Source organism: Pseudomonas sp. EB271-G4-1, assembly GCF_058791355.1.
Genome location: NZ_JBYTEO010000047.1, coordinates 1 through 17,266, shown reverse-complemented (window position 1 = coordinate 17,266; position 17,266 = coordinate 1). Strand labels below are relative to the sequence as shown.

At 63.2% G+C, this 17,266-nt stretch carries 15 protein-coding genes; 13 read left to right on the top strand and 2 right to left on the bottom strand.

Annotated elements, in window-relative coordinates:
• Positions 1-129: 129 nt before the first annotated feature.
• From AC3WWR_RS21575 to AC3WWR_RS21540, 8 genes are all read left to right on the top strand, one after another.
• Positions 130-882: a GntR family transcriptional regulator gene (locus AC3WWR_RS21575; RefSeq protein ID WP_492599045.1), complete on the top strand. Its 753-nt coding sequence runs from the start codon at positions 130-132 to the stop codon at positions 880-882.
• Entirely contained in the window at positions 879-2,609 is a 1,731-nt protein-coding gene (locus AC3WWR_RS21570; RefSeq protein ID WP_492599044.1) for a fumarate reductase/succinate dehydrogenase flavoprotein subunit, read from the top strand. Before AC3WWR_RS21575 ends, AC3WWR_RS21570 begins: the two co-directional genes overlap by 4 nt.
• Before the next feature lie 26 nt (positions 2,610-2,635).
• Positions 2,636-2,881: a 4Fe-4S dicluster domain-containing protein gene (locus AC3WWR_RS21565; RefSeq protein ID WP_008060065.1), complete on the top strand. Its 246-nt coding sequence runs from the start codon at positions 2,636-2,638 to the stop codon at positions 2,879-2,881.
• A 236-nt stretch (positions 2,882-3,117) separates the two neighbouring features.
• Positions 3,118-4,524 carry an ABC transporter substrate-binding protein gene (locus AC3WWR_RS21560; protein ID WP_492599043.1) on the top strand — a complete coding sequence of 469 codons (1,407 nt, stop codon included), beginning with the start codon at positions 3,118-3,120 and terminating at the stop codon, positions 4,522-4,524.
• A 129-nt stretch (positions 4,525-4,653) separates the two neighbouring features.
• A complete protein-coding gene (locus tag AC3WWR_RS21555; RefSeq protein WP_020800864.1) occupies positions 4,654-5,427 on the top strand; it encodes an ABC transporter permease in 774 nt (257 codons plus the stop codon).
• Positions 5,427-6,275: an ABC transporter ATP-binding protein gene (locus AC3WWR_RS21550; protein WP_020800863.1), complete on the top strand. Its 849-nt coding sequence runs from the start codon at positions 5,427-5,429 to the stop codon at positions 6,273-6,275. Before AC3WWR_RS21555 ends, AC3WWR_RS21550 begins: the two co-directional genes overlap by 1 nt.
• Entirely contained in the window at positions 6,272-7,234 is a 963-nt protein-coding gene (locus AC3WWR_RS21545) for a HEAT repeat domain-containing protein (protein ID WP_454866050.1), read from the top strand. Before AC3WWR_RS21550 ends, AC3WWR_RS21545 begins: the two co-directional genes overlap by 4 nt.
• The gene (locus AC3WWR_RS21540) at positions 7,231-7,515 is read left to right on the top strand and encodes a DUF971 domain-containing protein (RefSeq protein WP_179054212.1); all 285 of its coding nucleotides are present in this window, start codon (positions 7,231-7,233) and stop codon (positions 7,513-7,515) included. Before AC3WWR_RS21545 ends, AC3WWR_RS21540 begins: the two co-directional genes overlap by 4 nt.
• 110 nt (positions 7,516-7,625) lie before the next feature.
• Here AC3WWR_RS21540 and AC3WWR_RS21535 read toward each other — a convergent pair whose 3' ends face one another.
• Both AC3WWR_RS21535 and AC3WWR_RS21530 read right to left on the bottom strand, forming a co-directional pair.
• Positions 7,626-8,363, bottom strand: coding sequence for a TorF family putative porin (locus AC3WWR_RS21535; RefSeq protein WP_020800860.1), 738 nt, complete (start codon positions 8,361-8,363; stop codon positions 7,626-7,628).
• Positions 8,364-8,469: 106 nt separating this feature from the next.
• Positions 8,470-10,212: an amidohydrolase gene (locus AC3WWR_RS21530; RefSeq protein ID WP_033041998.1), complete on the bottom strand. Its 1,743-nt coding sequence runs from the start codon at positions 10,210-10,212 to the stop codon at positions 8,470-8,472.
• 103 nt (positions 10,213-10,315) lie between these two features.
• Between AC3WWR_RS21530 and AC3WWR_RS21525 the strand changes: the two genes are divergently transcribed.
• The 5 genes from AC3WWR_RS21525 (at position 10,316) to AC3WWR_RS21505 (ending at position 17,108) form a co-directional block, all read left to right on the top strand.
• Positions 10,316-11,227, top strand: a complete 912-nt coding sequence (locus AC3WWR_RS21525) for a LysR family transcriptional regulator (protein WP_454866049.1) — start codon at positions 10,316-10,318, stop codon at positions 11,225-11,227.
• Between the two features lie 149 nt (positions 11,228-11,376).
• The gene (lexA, locus tag AC3WWR_RS21520) at positions 11,377-11,994 is read left to right on the top strand and encodes a transcriptional repressor LexA (protein ID WP_020795462.1); all 618 of its coding nucleotides are present in this window, start codon (positions 11,377-11,379) and stop codon (positions 11,992-11,994) included.
• Positions 11,994-12,611 (top strand): translesion DNA synthesis-associated protein ImuA, encoded by a 618-nt coding sequence (gene imuA, locus AC3WWR_RS21515; RefSeq protein WP_020795461.1) that lies wholly within the window; start codon positions 11,994-11,996, stop codon positions 12,609-12,611. Before lexA ends, imuA begins: the two co-directional genes overlap by 1 nt.
• 7 nt (positions 12,612-12,618) lie before the next feature.
• The gene (locus tag AC3WWR_RS21510) at positions 12,619-14,034 is read left to right on the top strand and encodes a Y-family DNA polymerase (RefSeq protein WP_083349241.1); all 1,416 of its coding nucleotides are present in this window, start codon (positions 12,619-12,621) and stop codon (positions 14,032-14,034) included.
• Positions 14,010-17,108 carry an error-prone DNA polymerase gene (locus AC3WWR_RS21505; protein WP_492599042.1) on the top strand — a complete coding sequence of 1,033 codons (3,099 nt, stop codon included), beginning with the start codon at positions 14,010-14,012 and terminating at the stop codon, positions 17,106-17,108. Before AC3WWR_RS21510 ends, AC3WWR_RS21505 begins: the two co-directional genes overlap by 25 nt.
• The last annotated feature ends 158 nt before the right edge of the window (positions 17,109-17,266 follow it).

Genomic DNA, 17,266 nt, shown 5'->3' with positions numbered 1-17,266 from the left:
TAAACCTGTAGGAGCTGCCGAAGGCTGCGATCTTTTGATCTCCATCTAACCTTATGCCCAAACAGTATTTCTCAGCCATTCCTTAGAACTCTAAGATCACGTCATAACTCGTTATGACAAGTGATCTTCATGACCGATAACGTTCTATCGCTTAGTAGCGTTCCGCTGCACACCCAACTGCGCGATGTGTTGCGTGCGCGCATCCTCGACGGTGAATACCCGCAAGACAGCCAGATGCCCTCCGAAAGCGAGTTCGGTGCGCTGTTCAAGGTCAGTCGCATCACGGTGCGCCAGGCTCTCGGCGATCTGCAGAAGGAAGGGTTGATCTTCAAAATCCACGGCAAGGGTACCTTCGTCGCCAAGCCGAAAACCTTCCAGAACGTCAGCACCTTGCAAGGCCTGGCCGAGTCCATGACCGGTCGCGGATATGAGGTGATCAACCGCCTGCGCAGCTTCAAGTTCATCGCTGCCGACAAGCTGGTCGCCGATCGCTTGCAGGTCGCCGAAGGGGAGACCGTGGCGCAGATCAAGCGGGTTCGCCTGATCAACCGCGAACCGATTTCGCTGGAAATCACTTACCTGCCCAAAGCCCTTGGCGAGCGCCTGGAGAAGGCCGATCTGGTAACCCGCGACATTTTCCTGATCCTGGAAAACGACTGCGGACTGGCCCTCGGCCACGCCGACCTGGCCATCGACGCAGTACTGGCCGACAGCGACTTGACCCAGGCGCTGAACGTCGAGGCCGGCTCGCCGATCATGCGCATCGAGCGCCTGACCCACGACGCCGAAGGCCGCCCAGTGGACTTCGAACACCTTTACTACCGTGGCGATGCCTTCCAGTACCGCCTGCGGATCGACCGGCAAAAAGGGGCGCAGGCATGACCCGAACGACTCTCGAGCAGGAATACGACATCGTGGTGATCGGCGGCGGCACGGCCGGGCCGATGGCGGCGATCAAGGCCAAGGAACGCAACCGCGATTTGCGGGTATTGTTGATCGACAAGGCCAACGTCAAGCGCAGCGGCGCGATCAGCATGGGCATGGACGGCCTCAACAACGCGATCATTCCCGGCCACTCCACGCCGGAGCAGTACACCAAGGAAATCACCATCGCCAACGACGGCATCGTCAATCAGGCCGCGGTGTATGCCTACGCGACCCACAGCTTCGAGACTATCGAACAGCTAGACCGCTGGGGCGTGAAGTTCGAGAAAGACGAGACCGGCGACTACGCGGTGAAAAAGGTCCACCACATGGGCGCCTACGTGCTGCCGATGCCGGAAGGCCACGACATCAAGAAAGTCCTGTATCGCCAGTTGAAGCGGGCGCGGGTCAGCATTACCAATCGCTTGGTCTGCACCCGTTTGCTCAAGGACGAAGAGGGCGCGGTCAACGGCGTGATGGGCTTCGATTGCCGCACGGCCGACTTCCATGTGATCAAGGCCAAGGCCGTGATCCTCGCCTGCGGTGCCGCCGGACGCCTGGGCCTGCCGGCTTCGGGTTACCTGATGGGCATCTACGAAAACCCGACCAATGCCGGCGACGGTTACGCCATGGCCTACCACGCCGGAGCCGAACTGGCGAACCTGGAATGCTTCCAGATCAACCCGCTGATCAAGGACTACAACGGCCCGGCCTGCGCCTACGTCACCGGTCCCTTGGGTGGCTACACCGCCAACAACAAGGGCGAGCGCTTCATCGAGTGCGACTACTGGAGCGGCCAGATGATGTGGGAGTTCCATCAGGAGCTCGAAAGTGGCAACGGCCCGGTGTTCCTCAAGCTCGATCACCTGGCCGAAGAAACCATCCAGAACATCGAAGAGATCCTGCACAGCAACGAGCGCCCGAGTCGCGGTCAGTTCCACGCCAATCGCGGTACCGATTACCGCACGCAAATGGTCGAGATGCACATCTCCGAGATCGGTTTTTGCAGCGGACATTCGGCGTCGGGCGTGTGGGTCAACGAGAAGGCCGAGACCTCGGTCAAGGGCCTGTATTCGGCCGGTGACATGGCCGCGGTGCCGCACAACTACATGCTCGGTGCGTTCACCTATGGCTGGTTTGCCGGCACCAACGCGGCGGACTTTGTCGCCGGACGCGAGTTTTCCGCGCTCGATGCCGAGCAGGTCGCAATTGAAAAGCAGCGAGTCTACGCACCCCTTGATCGCGAACACGGCCTGCCACCGGCCCAGGTCGAGTACAAGCTGCGCCGCTTCGTCAACGACTACCTGCAGCCGCCGAAAGTGACAAGGAAGATGCAGATCGGCCTGCAACGCTTCAGCGACATCCAGCGTGACCTGGATCAGATCAAGGCCCACAACGCCCACGAACTGATGCGCGCCATGGAAGTCAGCATGATCCGCGACTGCGCCGAAATGGCTGCCCGTGCTTCATTGTTCCGCGCCGAAAGTCGCTGGGGGCTTTACCACTATCGGGTCGACCACCCGCAACGCAACGACAGCGACTGGTTCTGCCATTGCCACTTGAAGAAGGGCGAAAACGGCGTGATGACCAGTTTCAAGAAAGCCATCGAACCTTACATCATCCCACTGGACGCCGATGAAATGCAGGCCTACGACCGGTTGCGGGTCGGTGCCGACGCGGCTTGAGCATGACACTAGAGAGAAACCGTGAAATGGCCTACCAACCCCAGGAAATATTCTTTCGCTCCAATGCTCCGGTCACCGTCGACGAGGACCTTTGCATCGCCCACAAGGGCTGCACGGTGTGCGTCGACGTCTGCCCGATGGACTTGCTGGCGATCAACCCGGCCACGCAAAAGGCCTACATGGCCTTCGATGAATGCTGGTACTGCATGCCGTGCGAAAAGGACTGCCCGACTGGCGCCGTGAAAGTGGATATCCCTTATTTGTTGCGTTGAAGCACAGCCCAAATGTGGGAGCGAGCCTGCTCGCGAAGAGGTCGGCACAGCTGGCATCTTTGTGGACTGACAGGACGCTTTCGCGAGCAGGCTCGCTCCCACAATGGAGCGAGTGCAGACAATAAAATGCTACCCGGAAACCACCGGACGCTTGCTTCAAGACACCCCTCGTTTCCCACCACGCCCTGATCGTGGCGGAGACGAACATCCTATAAATGATTCGAGGGGAAACACCCATGATATTGCGTGCAGCTTTGGCCGGTCTGGTACTGGCATCATTCACCCTGTCGGCGCAGGCGGAGACCATCCGCATCGCCATCGGCACCCAGGACACCACCATCAATTGCGCCGCTGGCGGCCTGTTGATCCGCGAGCTGGGCCTGCTGGACAAATACCTGCCCCACGATGGCCAGTACAAGGACGCCAAGTACGAGGTGCAGTGGAAGAACTTCACCAGCGGCGCGCCGCTGACCAATGAGATGGTCGCCGGCAAGCTCGACTTCGGCGCCATGGCCGATTTCCCCGGGTCGTTCAACGGCGTGGCGTTTGAAACTGCCGGCAAGCGCAGCCTGTTCATCAGCGTGCTGTCGGGCAGCACCCAGGGCAGTGGCAACGGCATCGTGGTGCCGAGCGCGTCGGGCGTGCAGTCACTGGCCGAGCTCAAGGGCAAGACCATTTCCGTTCCGTTCGCGTCCACTGCCCATGGCATGTTGCTGCGCGCTGTAGCGGCCCAGGATTGGGACCCGCTCAAGGACGTGAACATCATTGCCCAGCCACCGGAAGTCGCCGGTTCCGCGTTGCAGGCCGGCAAGATCGACGCCCATGCCGACTTTGTGCCGTTCGCCGAACTGTTCCCGAGCCGGGGGTTCGCACGCAAGATCTACGACGGTTCCCAGGCTGGCGCGCCGACCTTCCACGGTGCGCTGGTGGACCAGGCCTATGCGAAAAAATACCCGGAAATCGTCGTCGCCTACCTGCGCGCGAGCATCGAAGCCAACCAACTGCTGGCCGCCGAGCCTGAGAAGTACAGCGAGTTGATCGCCAAGGTCACCGGGGTCGATGCCGAGGTCAACTACCTGTTCCACGGCCCGCTCGGCGTGCAGACCCGCGACCTGACCTGGAAACCGGAATACCGCCAGGCCGTCGGCACCGCCATCGACACCCTCAAGCTGTTGAAGAAGGCTGATCGCGGCCTCGACCTGAATTCCTTCATCGACGACCAATACATTCGCGCCGCGTTCAAGGCGTCCAATCTGGACTACAGCGCGCAGTTGGCGAATTACCAGCAGACGCCGCTCAAGGCCGTCGATGCAGGCAGTGGCCAGGCCATCACCGACTTCAGCCACGTGGCCGAGATCTGGGTGCGCGGCGAGCCGAAAGTCCGTCAGTACGCCTCGGCGCAAGCGGCATTCACCGCGCTGGCCGCGCTGAAGCAGGAAGGCAAGAACATCCGCGCGGTGTATGCCCAGGCCAGTGACAGCGGGATCAAGTTGCTGGCCGACCAGGCGTGGTTTGCCAGTGATGCGCAAGGTCGCCTCAGCGCGTTTCTGCTCAAGGGCCAGGCCCAGCAATTCGCCACGGCCCAGGGCGGCAAGGTGTTCGATTTCACCGATGCCACGACCCAGGCCGTGGCCAGTCGCTGAGTCAGTGATCGTTCCCACGCTCTGCGTGGGAATGCCGCCAGGGACGCTCCGCGTTCCGCTTTTGAATGTGACGCAGAGCGTCACTGGATGCATTCCCACGCGGAGCGTGGGAACGATCGGAGGTGTTATATGTTTGCACGATGGCTCCCCCGAGCCGCCTCGCTGCTGCTCTGCCTTTTATTCTGGCACCTCGCCGCCAGCCACCACTGGAACCTCGGCCTGGTGACTTTCGCCAACGTTCCGACACCCCTTGCCGTGATTGAAGCGGCACTGGGCCTCGGTGACTCCGGAAAACTCGCCCGACACCTTGGCAGCAGCCTCAGCCGGGTCTTCGCCGGTTACCTCGCGGCATTGGTGATCGGCGTCGCGCTGGGCCTGGCCATCGGCCGCTCGAAATGGGCCGAAGACTTGCTGCTGCCACCGCTGGAAGTGCTGCGCCCAATTCCCGCCGTGGCCTGGATTCCCCTGGCGATCCTGATGTTCCCCTCGTCCGAGCTGTCGATGGTCTTCATCACCTTTACCGGCGCCTTGTTCCCGATCCTGCTCAACACCGTGCACGGCGTCGAAGGCGTCGATCCACGGCTGATCGCTTCGGCGAAAAGCCTCGGTGCAGGGCGACGGGCGATGCTGCTGGAAGTGATTCTGCCGGGGGCCGCACCGAGCGTCATCACCGGCCTTTCCATCGGCATGGGCACGTCGTGGTTTTGCCTGGTGACCGCCGAGATGATCTCCGGCCAATACGGCATCGGCTATTACACCTGGGAGTCCTACACCATCCAGAACTACCCCGACATTGTGGTCGGCATGTTGCTGATCGGCGTACTCGGGATGGGCAGCAGCCTGCTGATCAAACGCCTGGGCGGTGTATTCACACCCTGGCATCGACCACGAGGAAAAGCCTGATGAGTGTTTTTCAACAGCCCGAAGGGCGGATCGATATTCGCGGTTTGTCGATCAGCCTGGGCGAGGGCAGCGCGGCCTTCGAAGCTGTGCAGGGCCTCGATTGCCTGATCGAACCAGGGCAGTTCGTGTGCATCCTCGGGCCGTCCGGTTGCGGCAAGTCGACCTTGCTCGGCGCCCTGGCCGGGCACCTGCAACCACGCGCTGGCAGCCTCAAGGTTGATGGCGCGGCGGTGTCCGGCCCGTCGCCGCAACGCGGCATGGTGTTTCAGCAGCACACACTGTTCCCTTGGCGCACGGTGCGCGACAACGTTGCGTTCGGCCTGAAAATGCGCGGCATCGGTAAAGCCGAACGCGACAAGGCCGCCGATGAAATCCTCGCCCTGGTCGGCCTTGAAGGCTTCGCCGAGCGCTGGCCGGATCAGTTGTCCGGTGGCATGCAGCAACGGGTGGAAATCGCCCGGGTGTTGGTCAATCGGCCACGGCTATTACTCATGGACGAGCCCTTTGGCGCTCTCGATGCCCTGACCCGCTTGAACATGCAGGAACTGCTGCTGGACATCTGGACGCGCATTCGCACCACCGTGGTGTTCGTCACCCATGACATCGACGAGGCGCTGTTCCTCGCCGATCGCCTGCTGGTGATGAGTACGCGTCCCGGTCGGATCATCGAAGACCTGCGCCTGGATTTCCCCCGGCCACGCACCACCGCACTGGTGACCAGCCACGAATTTTCCCGCTTGAAACGTCACTGCCTCGAACTCCTGCGTCACGAAGACGGTCGGCAGCTGCCCCGCCTGAACCCTCTCGGACTTCCCCCAGAAAACAAACTGCCGCGATTTGCCCTATGACCTCACTATTCGATGTAACCGATAACGATGACATTCTCGCCCTTCAACCACGCCTGACTGACGACGATGCCGGCGTGCGCCGTATCGCCCTGATCGAACTGGCCGACCTGGAAGAAGCGGACGGGCTGCTGTGGCTGGTCAACCGACTGGTCGCAGACCCGGCCGAAGACGTCCGTGCCGAAGCCGCGCGGTTGCTCGAAGCCTGGGAGGACGAGCCTGTGGTCGAAGCGCTGTGCCAGGCCCTGACCGATCCATCCGCAGCGGTGCAAGCCGCCGCGGCGCAAAGCCTCAGCCTGCTCAAGAGCGAAGCGGCGGGTGAGGTGATCCTGCCGTGGACCGGGCATGCCGACATCGGCGTGCGCATCGCTGCGTTCAGGGCCTTGCGTGAATTGCGCTACCCGCAAGCGGCCCCGGCGGCACTGGTTGCGTTGAGCGATCAGGAGGCCAATGTCCGCCGTGAAGCTGTCGGCGTGCTGGGTTGGCTCAAACAGCTCGACGCCTTGCCGGCCCTGGCTCGACTGGCCAGTGCAGACCCGGACACCGAAGTGCGCCGCGCCGCCACCGGTGCACTCGGCCTGGCGTCTGACGAGCAGGTGCTGCCGGCCCTGCGCCAAGCCTTGCAGGACCAGGCCTGGCAAGTGCGCGAGGAAGCCGCCACCACCCTGGGCAAGGTCGGCCACATCGACGCCGGCCCGGCATTGGTCCAAGCCCTGAGCGACGATTACTGGCAAGTCCGCCTGCGCGCCACCCGCAGTCTCGGCCGCTTGCGTTACGCCCAGGCACTGGACGCGCTGATCGAAACCCTCGGCCACCGCATCAGCAACCTGCGCAAGGAAGCCGCCCTGGCCCTCGGCGAGTTGAATGAAAAAGGCGCGATCGCAGCGCTGCTGGCCGCGCAGGACGATGGTGATCCAGAAGTGCGCAAGGCGGTGCGCATCGCCCTGAGTCAGCTGCAATGAACCCGCTGGCCATCGGCAATTCCCGGAGCAGGCAGCAGCTGCGACTGAACTGGCCGGATGGCCGCGAGCAGTGGCTGGACCATGCCGAGCTGCGCCGCCAGTGCCCGTGTTCGCAATGCCGGGCGTTTCGCTTGCGCGGTACGCCGCCAATGATCGACGCCCGTGTTCGGCTTATCGAGGTGAATTCCCAAAGGTATGGGTTGCAACTGGTGTTCAGTGATGGGCATGAACGCGGAATATATCCATGGGCCTATCTCGAAGGATTAACTCCAAACCTGTAGGAGCGAGCATGCTCGCGATGGTCGTTAACGTTAACGCGTGGTTTCTGGTTAAACGCGGCGTTCTTGAGTCCATCGCGAGCATGCTCGCTCCTACAGGGGGGCCAGGGCAATCAGAAGGACTTGCTGACGCTCGCCACTACCGTCGCGCTGCACACATCGTCGAAGCCCCAATTGCTCAGGCATTGGCTCTTCGACAGGTCGGTGTCGATGTAGCTCAGGCCCAGCATCACGCCCGCCAGTTCATGGGTCAGCTTGAGCTCCCACTCGCGGTAGGAGTCCTCAGCTTCACCCGAGCGTGAGTACAGGTGCGGGTCCTTGAAGTCCATGTCGCCGTAGCGCAGTTTGAGGCCAACGCCGTAGGGCAGCTCGGTTTCGTAACCGATATAGCTGTAGAGCGAGTTCTGCTCGCTATCGATACCCGGCGCATCGGCGGAGTAGTAGGCGCCGAGTTTTACCCCGTAGACGCTGAGAATGCCGTAGGCCTCGCTCTGGTTGAACTGGCTCTCTTTCGGGTAAGAATATTTGAGGTAGCCCAGGTCGAGGCTGACGTCATCGGTGGCCTGCCACAACCAACCGGCATAGTAGTCGACCTCCTGCCGGGTTTTCAGGCCGCCGCCAAAGTCGACGTTGGAGGTCCATGCGCCCAGGTACAGGCCGCTGCTGTGGGCCAGGGTTGCGCCGGCTTGCAGTGTCGGGTCGTTCTGAGTCTGCGAGATGCCGCGGGTTCGATAATCGCTGGCCAGTGTCACGTCCAGCAACAAGGCGAAATCATCGTTCAAGGGGATGGCTTGGCTGCTCAAAGGCAGCAGGCTCAAGGAGCCGAGGGCGAACAGTGTGAAAGCTTTCATGGTACGTCCCGCTATTGTGATTGTTATGGGCAGAAATCGGACAAGGCTGCGCCGTGCCCCGTGTTGAAAAACACGAGGTCGGGCAGGGGTGTGGTTGTGGTTTTTATTAGAGGGGTTGCGCGTAGACCTGCCGACCGGCGAACCAGGTCTGCAGCACTTGGGTTTCATGCAGGGCTTTTTCGTCGACGCTGAACACATCACGATCGACCACGATGAAGTCGGCTTGTTTACCGGCGCTCAGCGAGCCGATCTGTTTATCCAGGCCAAGGGTGCGTGCGGCATTGAGCGTGTAGGCATAGAACATGGTTTCGCGGTCGATGCGTTCATCGGCGTTGAGCACCCCCAGCGGACCCGCCCGCGTCATGGCCTGGGCCATGGCGTTCCACGGGTTGGGCGAAGACACTGGCCAGTCGCTGGCCCCGGCGATGGTCGCGCCCTGTTTGAGCAATGAATGCGCCGGGTATTGGTAACGGAACGCCAGGGCGCTGACGTAAGGCTTGATCATGTCCGTGGTGTAATCGTCGGCGCTGGCCCAGAGCAGTTGCATCGAGGCGATGACGTCGAGCGGTTTGAAGCGGGCGAATTCTTTCGGATTGACGATCTGCAGGTGCGTGATGGAGTGGGTCACACCGCTCTGTCGGTCTTTGCGCGCCTGGGCGATGCCGTTCAGCGATTCGCGGACCGCGCGGTCGCCGATGGCATGGATGTGTACCCGCCAGCCGCGCTGATCGATGGCGCTGACCAGCTCGCCGAAATGCTTCGGGTCGATCAACAGTTCGCCCGGTTTGTGCGAGTTGGTGTACGGATCGATCATCGCGGCGCTCTGGGCCGGGTACTCGATCACGCCGTCGGCGAAGATCTTGATACCGGGCAGCGTCAGGTTGGGGATGCCCTGGAATTGTTGGCGGACCTTGTCCAGGGTGTCGAGATCGGACGGCACGCTTTTGCCGTTGGCCACCAGCAGCGCCGCGACGTGGGCGGTCATGCCGCCGCTTTCGGACAGGGCCTTGTACACCGGCAGGACACCGACGGTTTTCTCCGTGGGTTTGAGTGCAAACACCGGCTCGCCGGGCGCGGCGTTGGCGGCCGGGTCCATCCACGCGGTGATGCCCAGGCTGTTGTTGTAGCTCACGGCGGTTTGCGCCGCCTTGAGCATGTCAGTGGCGCTCGGCGAGGGCATTTTCGCGGCCACGCGGTCCCAGCCGGCGTCCACCAGGAAGCCGTTGGGGCGGCCGTCGGCGAGTTTGCCGATGGTGTCTTTCTCGGCGCCTGGCAGTGTTTTCAGCAGCGCCGCATCAATGCCTGCGCGCTTGAGCATCACGTTGTTGGCCCAGGCCGTGTGATGGTCACTGCCGGTGAACACCACGGGCACGTCGGCCCATTCGCCGCTGTTGAATTTCTTGCCCAAGGCTTCAGATTGCGCCCAGTAGGCCGAACTCATACCGGCCACGCTCAGGATGTCGCCGTGTTTAGCCTTGCCGTCTTCACGCCAGGCCCGCAGGCGTTTTTCCAGTTCGTCCAGATCGACCACTTCATCTTCCATGTTGGCCGAAACCATCTCCAATCCGCCGAAGATCGCGTGGGAGTGGGTGTCGATCAGGCCTGGCATCAGGGTCTTGCCACCCAGGTCGACGACCTTGGTTCCCGAATCGATCAGGGCCTTGATCTGCGCATCGCTGCCTGCTTGCAACACTTTACCGTCCTGTACCGCCAGCGCCTGGACCTTGGGCTGGTTGCGGTCGGCAGTGAAGATCTTGCCGTTGAACAGCACCAGGTCAGTCGCGGCCATGGCTTCCCACGAGGCAAAACTGACTGCCACCAGCAACAGATTCGGGATGAATTTTTTCATTGAATGTTTCCTTGTTATTGCGTCTGATGGCCAGACTAGTGGCTTACCGCGCTCGGCAGAACGCCTCGCTCACGAAAAACGTTTTTGCCTGAATGGAAAAAGAATGGACAAGCTGGGTGCACTGAAAATGTTCGTGGTCACCGCACAACTGGGCAGCTTCAGTCGCGCCGCCGAGCAGTTGGGCAAGACCCCGTCGGCCCTGACCAAAGCGGTCAATCACCTGGAAGCGGAACTCGGCGCGCGATTGTTCGAGCGCAGTACCCGGCGGATCTTGCTCACGGAATCCGGGCGGCTGTACCTGGAAACCGCGCGCCAGGTATTGCAGCGACTGGACGAGGCCAGCGAGGAAATCGAGCAGTTGCAGCACGGTTTGCGCGGCAGTCTGAAAATCACCGCGCCGCTGGCCTATGGGCAGGCCTTTCTCGATCAGGTGTGTGGCGGTTTTCTCGAGCAATACCCGCAGATCAACCTGCAAGTGGACCTGTGTGACGAGTTCGTCAATCTGCTGGAAAGCGGCTACGACCTGGCCTTGCGTGAAGGGCATGACGACTTGCCGGGGTTGATTGCCCGCGTCGTTGGCAGCAATCGCCTGGCGCTGTGCGCCAGCCCGGAGTATCTGGCGCGCAAGGGGCTGGCGGTCACCCCGCAGACCCTCGATGAGCACGAATGGTTGCTGTACCGCCATCCTTTGCTCAGCCGCGAATTCTGGTGGGCCGAGCGCGACGGCCAACGTTTGAGCTTGCCGCAACCCCAGGCACCCCGCTTGCGCAGCGACAACTACGACTTACTGCTGGCCAATGCCCTGGCCGGGCGCGGGTTGCTGCATACGCCGTTGTGGAGCGCGGCGCCGTACATTGCCGAAGGGCGCCTGGTGCGGGTGATGGCCGACTACGACATCGACCCGGACAGCTTCGGTCCGCACATCCTGGCGGTGTACCCCAGCCATCGGCGGGCCACGGCCAAGGTGCTGGCGTTCATCGATTACATCACCGCGTTTCTGGCGGAGCCTCTGTAGGAGCGAGCATGCTCCGGGCGGCGTTCCGACGATGGTCGTCAACGATAACGCGGGGGGCCTGATACCCCGCAACGGCCTCGGGTTTTTCGCGAGCATGCTCGCTCCTACAGGGGGTAGGGGCTTGCCAGGAAATTGCGGAAAGAGTACAAATGTACTCCATGACGACATTAACTCCCCGCCGTACCGCCATCCTGACTTTTATCCGTGATCGAATCGCGGAGCATGGTCAGTCCCCGAGCCTCGCTGAAATCAGCGAGGCGTTCGGCTTCGCCTCCCGCAGCGTCGCGCGCAAGCATGTGCTGGCGCTGACCGAAGCCGGTTTTATCGAGGTCAATCCACATCAGGCCCGGGGCATTCGCTTGCTCGGCCAGCCGCCGCGTCCCGAGCTGCTGGACATCCCGGTGCTCGGCCGGGTGGCGGCCGGTGCGCCGATCGGTGCCGATGCCGAGGTCCATAGCCGCTTGTTGCTCGACCCATCGATTTTCTCGCGGGTGCCGGACTACATGCTGCGGGTGCGCGGCGACTCGATGATCGAGGACGGCATTCTCGACGGCGACCTGGTGGGCGTGCACCGCAGCCCCGAGGCCATCAATGGCCAGATCGTCGTGGCGCGGCTCGACGGTGAAGTCACCATCAAGCGCTTCGAGCGGGTTGGCGACCAGGTTCGCCTGTTGCCGCGCAACCCGGCCTATCAACCGATCATCGTCGAGGCCGACCGGGACCTGGCCATCGAAGGGGTGTTCTGCGGCCTGGTGAGGCAAGGCTGATGGGTGCCGTCGTTGCGCTGGATACGCTGTTCAATGGCGGCCAGGTCTGGAGGGGCCGGCCTGCGCCGCCGGCCGCCAGCCCGCAACCCACCGGCCATGCCGCACTGGATGCGGCACTGCCCACGGGCGGTTGGCCGGAGGCGGCGCTGACGGAAATCCTCCTGGCCGGGCAGGGCGTGGGCGAGTTGCAACTAGTGTGGCCGGCGCTGGCGCGGCTATCGGCGGCGGGCGAGCGCATTGTGCTGGTGGCGCCGCCCTGCGTGCCATACCCCCAGGCCTGGCAGAACGCCGGGGTCGATCTGCGCCAGTTGTCGATCATCCAGGCCAGCGAGCGCGATGCGTTGTGGGCGGCGGAACAATGCCTGCGTTCGGGCAGTTGTGGTGCGGTGCTGTGCTGGCCGCACAAGGCCGATGACCGCGCCTTGCGCCGCTTGCAGGTGGCGGCGGAAACCGGCTCGACCCTGGCGTTCGCCTATCGCTCGCTCAGCGAAGCGATCAACCCTTCGCCAGCGGCCCTGCGCATCGCCATCGATGCCAAGCCCGCGCAATTACGGGTGCTCAAGTGCCGCGGCGGATTGGCCCGCTCGGCGCCGATTGCCTTCGCCGTGGGGCATTGAGGTTGCCATGCGCTGGGTCTGTATTCTGTTTCCGCAATTGGCGCTGGACGCGGTACTGCGTCAGCGCGCCGACCCCCAGGAGCCGCTGGCACTGCTGACCGGCCCGGCCCAGCGGCGGGTGCTGCAGGCGGTCAATGGCCCGGCGCGGGCGCTGGGTCTGCGCCCCGGCCAGTCCATGAGCGCCGCCCAGGCCTTGAGCAAGGGCTTTGCCACCGCCGAGTACGACGTCGCGGATATCGAACACTGGCAGCAATTCCTGGCCGCCTGGGCTTATCGCTTCAGCTCCCAGGTCAGCGTGCATTATCCGCGGGCGCTGGTGTTCGAAATCGAGTCCAGCCTGGGACTGTTCGGCCCCTGGCCGCAATTCGAGGCGCGCCTGCGCAGCGAACTCGGCGAACTGGGGTTTCGTCACCGCATCGTCGCGGCGCCCAATCCGGTGGCGGCGCGGATGCTGGCCAACGCCTACGACGGCCTGGTGGTGGCCGACGAGCAAGCCTTGCAGCATCACCTGGGGCACATGCCCATCGACCGCATCGGTCTGGCGGCCAGCGTGGCCACGGCGTTGTCGCGCATGGGCCTGCGCACCTTGAGCCAGGTGCAGGCGTTGCCCCGGCACAGCCTGGCCCGGCGTTTCGAGGCCCAGGTGCTCAAGCACCTGGATGAATTGCTGGGCATACGACGCCTGGCGCTGGCGTTTTACCTGCCGCCGGACCGTTTCGATGTGCGCATCGAGCTCAATTTCGATGTGCAGTCCCATCAGGCCTTGCTGTTTCCGTTGCGCCGCCTGACGGGGGATCTGTCGACGTTCCTGTGCGGTCGGGACAGCGGTGTGCAGCGTTTCGACCTGCACCTGGAGCACGCCGGATTGCCGGACACGCTGATCAAGGTCGGCCTGCTCAGTGCCGAACGTGATCCGGCGATGCTGTTCGAACTGGCTCGGGGACGCCTGGAGCAAGTCCAGGTCGAAGCCCCTGTGCGCGGTTTTCGCCTGCGCGCCGAAGATTTGCCGAGCTTCGTTCCGCAGTTTCAGGAGCTGTTCGACGATCGCCCGCAGCAGACCTTGCCCTGGGAGCAACTGCGCGAACGCCTGCGCGCACGGCTGGGGGATGATGCCGTGCAGGGCCTGCGCTTCCAGGCCGATCACCGGCCCGAGTGCGCGTGGCAGGCCAGTGCCGACAGCCAGCCCGGTGCGCGATTGCCGACCGTGCAGCGACCGGGCTGGCTGCTGACCGAACCGCTGGCGGTGCACGAAGGCTCGACGCGCATCCTCATGGGGCCGGAACGCATCGAGTCCGGTTGGTGGGACGGCGATGACGTGCGCCGTGATTACTACTTGATCGAAACCCGTGCCGGCCAGCAGGGTTGGGCCTACCGTGCGGTGGGCGAGGGTGGTCAGTTGTGGCTGCAGGGCTGGTTCGCGTGAACGCCGGATATGCCGAGCTGCACTGCCTGTCGAACTTCAGTTTCCAGCGCGGTGCTTCCAGTGCCCTGGAATTGTTCCAGCGGGCGAAAAAACAGGGCTACCAGGCCCTGGCGATCACCGACGAGTGTACCCTGGCGGGTATCGTCCGCGCCTGGCAAGCGGCGAAGTCCGTGGAGCTGCCACTGATCATCGGCAGTGAAGTGCGCGTTGAGAACGGCCCGAAGCTGGTGTTGCTGGTGGAAAACCTCGAGGGTTACCAGACCCTGTGCCGACTGATCACACGAGCTCGACGTCGTACGCAAAAAGGTCAGTATCAAGTGCTGCGCGAAGACTTCGACGAAGCATTGCCAGGACTGTTGGCGCTGTGGGTACCGGACGCGGTCAATGACCTTGAGCAGGGCCATTGGTTGAAGCAGGTCTTCGCCGAACGCCTGTGGCTGGCGGTCCAGCTGCATCGCGGCCAGGACGATACCCGACGACTGAATGATCTCCTGGCGCTGGCCGGGGAACTGCGGATACCCGCGGTGGCCAGCGGCGATGTGCACATGCATGCGCGCGGGCGCCGGGCCCTGCAGGACACCATGACCGCGATCCGTCATCACCTGCCGGTAGCCGATGCCGGACTGCGCCTGCACCCCAATGGCGAACGGCACCTGCGCGGCCTCGATGTGTTGCGCGAGCTCTATCCGCCAGCCTTGCTCGACGAAACCCTGGACATTGCCCGGCGCTGCACCTTTGATCTGGGTCAGTTGCGTTATCAGTATCCGCGCGAACTAGTGCCCGATGGGCACAGTGCAGCGTCCTGGCTACGGGAATTGACTGAGCGGGGCATGCGCCAGCGCTGGCCCCAGGGTGCGAGCGAGAAGGTCCGCGGGCTGATCGACAAGGAGCTGGGGCTGATTGCCGAGCTGGGCTACGAGAGTTATTTCCTCACTGTCCAGGACATCGTCGCCTTCGCCCGGCGCGAGAAAATCCTCTGTCAGGGCCGAGGCTCGGCGGCCAACTCGGCGGTGTGTTTCGCCTTGGGCATTACCGAGATCGACCCCGACCGGATGAACATGCTGTTCGAGCGCTTTCTTTCCAAAGAGCGCGACGAACCGCCGGACATTGATGTGGACTTCGAGCACGAGCGCCGTGAAGAAGTCTTGCAGTACGTGTTCCAGCGCTATGGGCGGACCCGCGCGGCACTGACTGCCGTGGTCAGCACCTACCACGCGGCCGGCGCTGTGCGTGATGTGGCCAAGGCGTTGGGGTTGCCGCCGGACCAGATCAATGCCCTGGCCGATTGCTGTGGTCACTGGAGTGATGAAACACCGCCCGTGGAGCGCCTGCGCGAAGGCGGTTTCGATCCCGAGAGCCCGGTGTTGCGCCGGGTATTGAGCCTGACCGGGCAACTGATCGGTTTCCCCCGGCACCTGTCCCAGCACCCCGGTGGTTTCGTGATTTCCGAGCATCCCCTGGACACCCTGGTGCCGGTGGAAAACGCTGCCATGGCGGAGCGCACCATCATTCAGTGGGACAAGGACGATCTGGACGCGGTCGGCCTGCTCAAGGTGGATATCCTTGCATTAGGCATGCTCAGCGCGATTCGTCGTTGTCTCGATTTGCTGCGTCGTCATCGCAACCTGGACTTGAGCCTGGCAACGATCCCCTCCGAAGACCCGTTGACCTACGACATGATTGGCCGCGCCGACACCATCGGCGTGTTCCAGATCGAGTCCCGGGCACAGATGTCGATGCTGCCCAGGCTCAAGCCCCGCGAGTTCTATGACCTGGTGATCGAGGTGGCCATCGTTCGCCCCGGTCCTATCCAGGGCGGCATGGTGCACCCCTACCTGCGGCGGCGGAACAAGGAAGAACTCGAAAGCTATCCCTCCGAAGAGTTGCGCGAGGTGTTGAAGCGCACCCTCGGGGTGCCGCTGTTCCAGGAGCAGGTCATGCAGATCGCCATCGTCGCCGCCGACTACAGCCCCGGCGAAGCCGATCAGTTGCGCCGGTCCATGGCGGCCTGGAAACGCCATGGTGGACTGGAGCCCCACAAGGATCGCCTGGCCGCCGGGATGAAAAAAAAAGGCTACACCGCCGATTTCGCCGCGCAGATCTTCGAGCAGATCAAAGGCTTTGGCAGCTACGGTTTTCCCGAATCCCATGCCGCCAGTTTTGCCTTGTTGACCTACGCCAGTTGCTGGTTGAAATGCCACGAACCGGCGGCCTTCGCCTGTGCCCTGATCAACAGCTGGCCCATGGGTTTCTACAGCCCGGACCAGATCCTGCAGGACGCGCGCCGTCACCATTTGCAGATTCGTCCGGTAGACGTGCGGGCCAGCGACTGGGATTGCAGCCTCGAACCGATTGCCGGTGCGCAACCGGCGATTCGCATGGGCTTGCGCATGATCAAGGGCTTTCGGCAGGACGATGCCCGGCGCATTGAGGCGGCGCGTTCGAAAGGCGCCTTCGTCGACATCGCGGACCTTGGCGAACGGGCATGCCTGGATGCCCGCGCCCAGGAACAACTGGCCGATGCCGGTGCCTTGCGCGGGCTGGCCGGTGACCGGCATAGGGCGCGCTGGGAAGTGGCGGGGGTGCAAAAGCAGCTCGGCCTGTTTGCCGGCCTGCCCCGTCAGGAGGAAGGCGCGGTGGCGCTGCCCAAACCCACGGTCGGCGAAGACCTGTTGGCCGATTACAACAGCCTCGGCACCACTCTCGGGCCGCATCCGCTGGCCTTGTTGCGTGGTGAGTTGAAAGCCCGTCGCTGCCGCAGTTCGAAGGAGTTGCTGGAGGTGGAGCACGGGCGACCGGTCAGCGTCGCCGGGCTGGTAACCGGCCGACAACGCCCGAGCACCGCCAGTGGCGTGACCTTCGTCACCCTGGAGGACGAGTTCGGCAACGTCAACGTGGTGGTCTGGCGCGACCTGGCCGAGCGCCAGCGCCAGGTGCTGGTGGGCTCGCAGTTGCTCAAGGTCGATGGGCGCTGGGAGAAGGAGGGAGAGGTGCGGCATTTGATTGCCGGGCGCTTGAGCGACTTGAGTCCACTGCTCGACGGCATCAGCGTGCGCAGCCGGGATTTCCGCTGACCCCCGCACACAGATCGTTCCCACGCTCCGCGTGGGAACGCCGCCGGGGACGCTCCGCGTTCCGCTTCTGTAGGTGACGCGGAGCGTCACGGGATGCATTCCCACGCGGAGCGTCACTAGTGTCCGGTAAACATGTTTCATAGCTGAAGGCTGCCTTG

Bases quoted from the DNA above. Each gene is read 5' to 3' on its own strand.
- AC3WWR_RS21530 (WP_033041998.1), bottom strand. From the start codon at position 10,212: ATGAAAAAATTCATCCCGAATCTGTTGCTGGTGGCAGTCAGTTTTGCC.
- AC3WWR_RS21560 (WP_492599043.1), top strand. From the start codon at position 3,118: ATGATATTGCGTGCAGCTTTGGCCGGTCTGGTACTGGCATCATTCACC.
- AC3WWR_RS21565 (WP_008060065.1), top strand. From the start codon at position 2,636: ATGGCCTACCAACCCCAGGAAATATTCTTTCGCTCCAATGCTCCGGTC.
- AC3WWR_RS21570 (WP_492599044.1), top strand. From the start codon at position 879: ATGACCCGAACGACTCTCGAGCAGGAATACGACATCGTGGTGATCGGC.
- AC3WWR_RS21540 (WP_179054212.1), top strand. From the start codon at position 7,231: ATGAACCCGCTGGCCATCGGCAATTCCCGGAGCAGGCAGCAGCTGCGA.
- AC3WWR_RS21550 (WP_020800863.1), top strand. From the start codon at position 5,427: ATGAGTGTTTTTCAACAGCCCGAAGGGCGGATCGATATTCGCGGTTTG.
- AC3WWR_RS21555 (WP_020800864.1), top strand. From the start codon at position 4,654: ATGTTTGCACGATGGCTCCCCCGAGCCGCCTCGCTGCTGCTCTGCCTT.
- AC3WWR_RS21545 (WP_454866050.1), top strand. From the start codon at position 6,272: ATGACCTCACTATTCGATGTAACCGATAACGATGACATTCTCGCCCTT.
- AC3WWR_RS21535 (WP_020800860.1), bottom strand. From the start codon at position 8,363: ATGAAAGCTTTCACACTGTTCGCCCTCGGCTCCTTGAGCCTGCTGCCT.
- imuA (WP_020795461.1), top strand. From the start codon at position 11,994: ATGGGTGCCGTCGTTGCGCTGGATACGCTGTTCAATGGCGGCCAGGTC.
- AC3WWR_RS21525 (WP_454866049.1), top strand. From the start codon at position 10,316: ATGGACAAGCTGGGTGCACTGAAAATGTTCGTGGTCACCGCACAACTG.
- AC3WWR_RS21510 (WP_083349241.1), top strand. From the start codon at position 12,619: ATGCGCTGGGTCTGTATTCTGTTTCCGCAATTGGCGCTGGACGCGGTA.
- AC3WWR_RS21575 (WP_492599045.1), top strand. From the start codon at position 130: ATGACCGATAACGTTCTATCGCTTAGTAGCGTTCCGCTGCACACCCAA.
- lexA (WP_020795462.1), top strand. From the start codon at position 11,377: ATGTACTCCATGACGACATTAACTCCCCGCCGTACCGCCATCCTGACT.